The 5,721-nt window shown below is 37.3% G+C and carries 5 protein-coding genes; 2 read left to right on the top strand and 3 right to left on the bottom strand.

All coding sequences use genetic code 11. From position 1 onward, the window contains the following. The coding region (locus AB1630_07885) for an AAA family ATPase (GenBank protein ID MEW6103713.1) at positions 1-1,102 on the top strand (1,102 nt) is incomplete at its 5' end. Here the strand turns inward: AB1630_07885 and mtnA are convergent. Together mtnA and glp are read right to left on the bottom strand one after the other, a co-directional pair. Next, positions 1,047-1,985 (bottom strand): S-methyl-5-thioribose-1-phosphate isomerase, encoded by a 939-nt coding sequence (mtnA, locus tag AB1630_07880; GenBank protein MEW6103712.1) that lies wholly within the window; start codon positions 1,983-1,985, stop codon positions 1,047-1,049. The genes AB1630_07885 and mtnA overlap by 56 nt on opposite strands. Beyond that, the gene (gene glp / locus AB1630_07875) at positions 1,978-3,192 is read right to left on the bottom strand and encodes a gephyrin-like molybdotransferase Glp (GenBank protein MEW6103711.1); all 1,215 of its coding nucleotides are present in this window, start codon (positions 3,190-3,192) and stop codon (positions 1,978-1,980) included. Before glp ends, mtnA begins: the two co-directional genes overlap by 8 nt. Before the next feature lie 155 nt (positions 3,193-3,347). Between glp and AB1630_07870 the strand changes: the two genes are divergently transcribed. Continuing rightward, the gene (locus AB1630_07870) at positions 3,348-4,802 is read left to right on the top strand and encodes a hypothetical protein (protein ID MEW6103710.1); all 1,455 of its coding nucleotides are present in this window, start codon (positions 3,348-3,350) and stop codon (positions 4,800-4,802) included. A gap of 327 nt (positions 4,803-5,129) precedes the next feature. Here AB1630_07870 and AB1630_07865 read toward each other — a convergent pair. Beyond that, positions 5,130-5,721, bottom strand: a 592-nt coding sequence (locus tag AB1630_07865) for a hypothetical protein (protein ID MEW6103709.1), incomplete at its 5' end; no start/stop codon positions are given.

Here is a 5,721-nt window from a genome sequence, read left to right as displayed (position 1 = left end):
CTTTTTATTTGGCCCACGGGGCACAGGTAAAACAACATGGGTTAAATCAACCTTTACTGATGCTTTGTATATAGACCTGCTGGAGGCAGAACTGTTTAATGACCTTACGGCTAATCCGGGCAGGCTTGAAAATCTCATCCCCAAAAATTTTGAGGATTGGATTATTGTAGATGAGGTTCAAAGGATTCCTGAGCTCCTGACCGAAGTCCATAGACTAATTGAGAAATATCATTATAGATTTATTCTGACAGGTTCAAGTGCTAGAAAATTGAGGGGAAAGGAAATAAATTTACTTGCTGGTAGAGCCTTATACTATTTCTTCCACCCCCTTACCATCGCCGAACTAGGCAGGGATTTCAACATAACTCATTCTCTACTTTATGGACAACTGCCTTGTGTTTATACTGAATCTGCTCCCAAAAATTATTTAGAAAGCTATGTTAAAACTTACCTACAAGAAGAGGTAGTTCAAGAAGGCTTAACCAGAAACTTAGGGGCATTTTATAGGTTTCTTGAATCTGCCAGTTTTTCAGAAGCTTCTGTTTTAAATATTTCCTCAGTAAGCCGTGATTGTGCGGTTAACCGTAAAGTAGTTGAAGGTTACTTTGCTATATTAGAAGACTTACTTATAGCCTATAGGTTACCTGTTTTTACTAAAAGGGCTAAAAGGAGGCTTATTAGCCATCCCAAATTTTATTTTTTTGATGTTGGGGTTTATCGGACATTAAGACCAAAAGGACCTCTTGATATGCCAGAAGAGATAGAAGGACATGCAATGGAAACCTTGTTATTTCAGGAATTGACCGCCATAAATGATTACCTTGATTTAGGCTATCAGATATATTATTGGAGGACAGGAAATAATATTGAAGTAGATTTTGTATTATACGGCGATAAGGGAATCAAGGCGTTTGAAATAAAGCGGACTGCAAAGATTACACCATCCTTGACTAAGGGATTAAAGGCATTTTTAAAAGAGTATCCACTATCTAAAGCCTATTTTCTTTACGGTGGAGAACGAAGACTTTATGAAGGTAATATTGAGATTATCCCCATAGAAGAGGCATTAAAAGACCTTTCTCTACTTCTTTCTTGCGTGTAATTCCTTCCTCTGTAATAATTCCTGTAATAAGGGAATGTGGGGTAATATCAAAGGCTGGATTTAGGCAATTTACATTATACCCAAGCTCATCTTTGCTTCTTTCTTCAATTGGAATTTTGCTTCCATCTTCAATACTTAAATCAATCGTGGATGTTGGTGCAAGGGCAAAGAAGGGAATCTTGTGGTAATTTGATAATATAGCTATTTGATATGTTCCAATCTTATTTGCCAAATCGCCATTTTTTGCTATTCTATCTGCACCAACAAAGACAATATCAACCAATTTATTCTTCATCGCATAACCTACCATTGTATCAGCAATCAATGTTGATGAAATTCCAGCTCTTTCAAGCTCCCACATTGTAAGCCTTGCTCCCTGGCACCTTGGTCTTGTCTCTGATGCAAATACCTTTATGTTCATTCCTTTATTATGGGCAAGGTATATTGGAGCAAGGGCTGTTCCTATTCCACAACAGGCAAGAGAGCCTGCATTGCAATGGGTAAGAATGGATATTCCATCGTAAAGAAGAAAGATGCCATATTCACCTATTTTTCTGTTTTTTTCCTTTAATTCTTGATGAATTTGTTTTGCCAATTCTAAAGGGTTTTTGCTATCTTTCATCCTTTCCAGAGTGTAAAAAAGATCCCTTCCTGTTGGTCTTGTCCTTTTTAGTGTCTCAATTGCCTTTTCTTTATCATCTGCCAGACAAACACCATACGCCCCTGCAATACCAATGGCAGGCGCTCCCCTTATCTTCATCTCCTTTATACAAAGGGCAACATCTAAATAGCTTTTACAGGAAATCCAGGAAACCTCATCGGGAAGCCTTGTTTGATCAAGGATTTTTAAGACACCATCATCCCATATAAGTGGTTCAAACATTTCTTAAAAGATAAACAGAAACTCTGCTTCCACAAGGAATAAACCCTACATCTTTTTCTGCAATGAGAAGACCATCTGCCTTTACCATTGAGTTTAAAACAGATGAACCCTGATTTCCTGTTAGCCTTGCCTCAAATATACCATCCTTTTTCTTAAGGGATACCCTTAAATAACTCCTCCTGTCTGTTTTTTTTCTTATATCTTCTCCTAATATTGCTTTAATTATTTGCCTTTCTAAATTCTTTCTTCCTCCCATCTTAAGGATTGCTGGTCTAACAAGAATTTCAAAACAGACGATGCAGGAAACAGGGTATCCTGGAAGGCCAAAAAATGGCTTTTCCCTAATTATTCCAAATAGGGTAGGCTTTCCTGGTCTCATTGCAACCTTGTGAAACTTAACAATAAGCCCCATATCCTCCAAAACATTCCTTGTAATATCATAATCTCCAACAGAAACACCGCCAGATGTTATAAGCATATCAGCGCTTTTTAGCCCCCTTTCAATCTTTAATGATATATCCTTTTTGTCGTCCCTTCCTATGCCCAAATCTATTGGGATTGCTCCTGCCTCTTGAATTTGAGCAGATAATGTATAGGTATTTATATTCCTTGTTTTACCCTTTAATAATTCGCTATCAATATCTACAATTTCATTCCCTGTTGCTAATACAGCGATTTTTGGCTGTTTTATTGCTTTTACATTTTTTATTCCTAATGATGCCAATATTCCAATTTCAGAAGATCCTATTATCCTTCCTTTTTCCAAGAGAAGCTCGCCATTTTTTATATTTTCTCCCCTTTGAATAACATTCTCATAGGGCTTTGTCTCCTTTTTTATCATAATAGATTGACCCATTGCTTCTGTATACTCAACCATTATAACAGAATCTGCTCCTTCTGGAAGCATAGCACCTGTCATTATTTTTGATGCAAAGCCATTTTTTATTTCTTTTTTTGAAATTGCACCAGCTGGAATTTCTTCTAAAACCTCTAATCTAATGGGATTATCTTCTGATGCACCTTTTACATCAGATGAGATTAAAGCATAGCCGTCCATTGCCGATAAATTGCAGGATGGAATGTCTATGTCAGAGAAGATATCATAAGACAATACCCTATTTAAAGATGATGCAATATCAATAATTTCCTCAGGAAGGGCAGGGATGCTTTCTAAAATTATCCTTTGTGCTTCTGAAACAGGAATCATAGGAGAATACTAATTAAAACAATAGGTAGATGTCAAGAAACGGATATAGACACATCTTGCATTAGGCAAGAGATAAAAAAACCTTTGTTTAGGTATAAATATATACCAAATCAAACTTCTTGCCCTTATGTTTCTGCTATGCTAAAATATTTTTAATGGTTGATGATATTGTTTTACATATCCTCGGTGACTATGCCCCATTTTCCAGAATGGGCAAAAGCATTGGCTATCAGATAACCATAGGAGAATCCATCTATCTTATAGATTGCGGAGCACCACTTTTCCAGCAGATAGGCGGCCATGGGCTTAAAAAGGTAAATGGCTTGATAATTACCCATTGCCATGATGACCACAAGAGGTGGTTCACGGATTTAGCCCTCTTTAATATGTATGCACCTGATATGCAAAAGAAGGTTTCCCTTCTTACATCAGAGGATGTTAATAATGAGCTTATCAGGGCATCTGGCCCTGCAATAGAAAAAAGCCTCTCAAAAGACTCAAAGAATATAATAGATATTTGCTATGAAGAATATATTGATTATCAAATACTAGGCCCTTTGGCAAAATATAGAATTGTTTCCCTTGATGAAGGGGGTGGAAAATCCTGCCTTTATGTAATGGATAGAAATAATAACATTCTTCCTCCTGATAGGGCAAAGATTGTTATAAGTGAGAGGACAAAAAAGCCACGCTTACTTTTTAAAGATCCTGATTATTTAGAGTGGGTTGAACCCGATGCCTTTTATCCATTTTCCTCATCTTCCTTCTATGAAGGGGAAAAAAATATCTACAGAGATGATGAGGGCTTTACTATAGAAGCCATTAAGTCAGCTGTGTGGCATGGTGTTTCAGGGATTGGCTTAAGGATTAAAACCAATAGCGAAACATTAGTCTTTAGCTCAGATACAGCCCATAATGAAGAATTGTGGAGGTCTCTTTGGACAGATAAAAGAACCCAGAGATTTCCTATGTCAAGGAAGGAATTTGAATCCTCTTCAGTAATATATGGCAATATTAACGACTACATAGAAAGGATATGGAGTGAAGAGCGATACAAAGAGGCTATAAATGCCTTTAATGATGCCACTGTTATTCACGATATCTCTGTTAGAAATAGCATTGTCCATACAGACTACGAGGCACTAAATAAGACAGGGTTAAAAAAGGATTCTGTGATGCTAACCCATAGCCCTGACAAGATAACCTCTGAATGGCTGTTGTGCAAGGCAGGTAAAAGCTTTAAGATTAAAGGGGGTAGGTTTTTTGAGATAGTGGATGATAGGCTTTATCCAATGAATGCAGACATTTACCATAAAGAGGGAGGAAAATATTATGCAGGTTATAAAAATGAAAAGGCAAAATACACTGTGTATGAAGATAGGGGGCTTTTAAGGCTTGCTGCCCTGGAAGAATATGACAGAACCCAGGGCATACCCCTTTACAATGTAGAGCTATATGAGGATATATCTGGTAAATATTTTCCAAAGATAGAGAAGCCCAATACTATGTATTTTGAGCGTCCTGATGGAAGGATAGAGATTATGGAGTTCACAGCCGAGGGAAGCAAAGGGGCTATAGTAGAGAATCATAGGCACGACTTACACACTTAACCTTTTCTACATATACCAAAAATCAATTGAATTTCAAGCAAACCCTTTTGTTAAAGGGCTAGGGTTAAGATGCCTGTTTGGTCTATAAGGTTAGGAAGTTAGTCACTTTTTCACCAACATCCTAACCCAACTTCCATACTGGCTTTTTAACCTTAACCTAGGACATTGAAATTACTCCTTCGTGGTTTAATCTCTTTTAGTCTAACTGTATTATTGCAACAATTTATGCAAGATACTATAAAGCAAAAAGACATTATTTAACTTTATAATGTTCCAATGCACTAATCCCTCTGCCTACAACCAAAACATCCTTTTTTAGCATTTTTCTCATAAATGAATTCCCTTTTGTCTTGCCCTTTTGGAAAGCTCATAAGAGCGATAGAGCTTTATGTGTGGATGTTCTTTTTTAAGATCTGCCTCTACATTAGGATGGATTGAATAACAAAGCATGAGGGGGAATACATCGGCTTTTAAGTAATTCCTTGCCCTTTCAATAACCTTTGAAAAATCTTTAATATCGTTTTTTCCTATGCTTGCTTTAGATTCTCCAATAATGTATATCTTGCTTCCATTCTGCCTTGCCTCAGCATAGATATTTATCTCATCCTCGCCACCCTCTGGATAGATAAAGAATCTTCTTTCAAATTCCTTTTCTATCTCAATTCCAAAATCCTCCTTTAACACAGAAGGAAAGAGGTGGTAGTATTTTTCCTCAAGCTCATAGCCAATGGTATTTGATATACCACCTAATCTTTGGTCTGTTTTTTCCTGGGCAATGGCAAGCTTTTCTAACCTTTGCTCTGTCCTTTTCTGTGCCTCGGCAAGCTCTTCTACCCTTTGCTCTGTCCTTTTCTGTGCCTCGGCAAGCTCTTCTACCCTTTGCTCTGTCCTTTTCTGTGCCTCGGCAAGCTCTTCTACC

It is taken from the genome of bacterium, from assembly GCA_040753555.1.
Taxonomy (GTDB): Bacteria; UBA9089; UBA9088; order UBA9088; family UBA9088; genus JBFLYE01.
The sequence above is the reverse complement of the archived record's forward strand: the minus strand, read 5'-3'. Positions and strand labels throughout refer to the sequence as shown.

Excerpts from the sequence above, each read along its gene's own strand:
- mtnA (MEW6103712.1), bottom strand. The coding sequence starts at position 1,985 with ATGTTTGAACCACTTATATGGGATGATGGTGTCTTAAAAATCCTTGAT.
- glp (MEW6103711.1), bottom strand. The coding sequence starts at position 3,192 with ATGATTCCTGTTTCAGAAGCACAAAGGATAATTTTAGAAAGCATCCCT.
- AB1630_07870 (MEW6103710.1), top strand. The coding sequence starts at position 3,348 with ATGGTTGATGATATTGTTTTACATATCCTCGGTGACTATGCCCCATTT.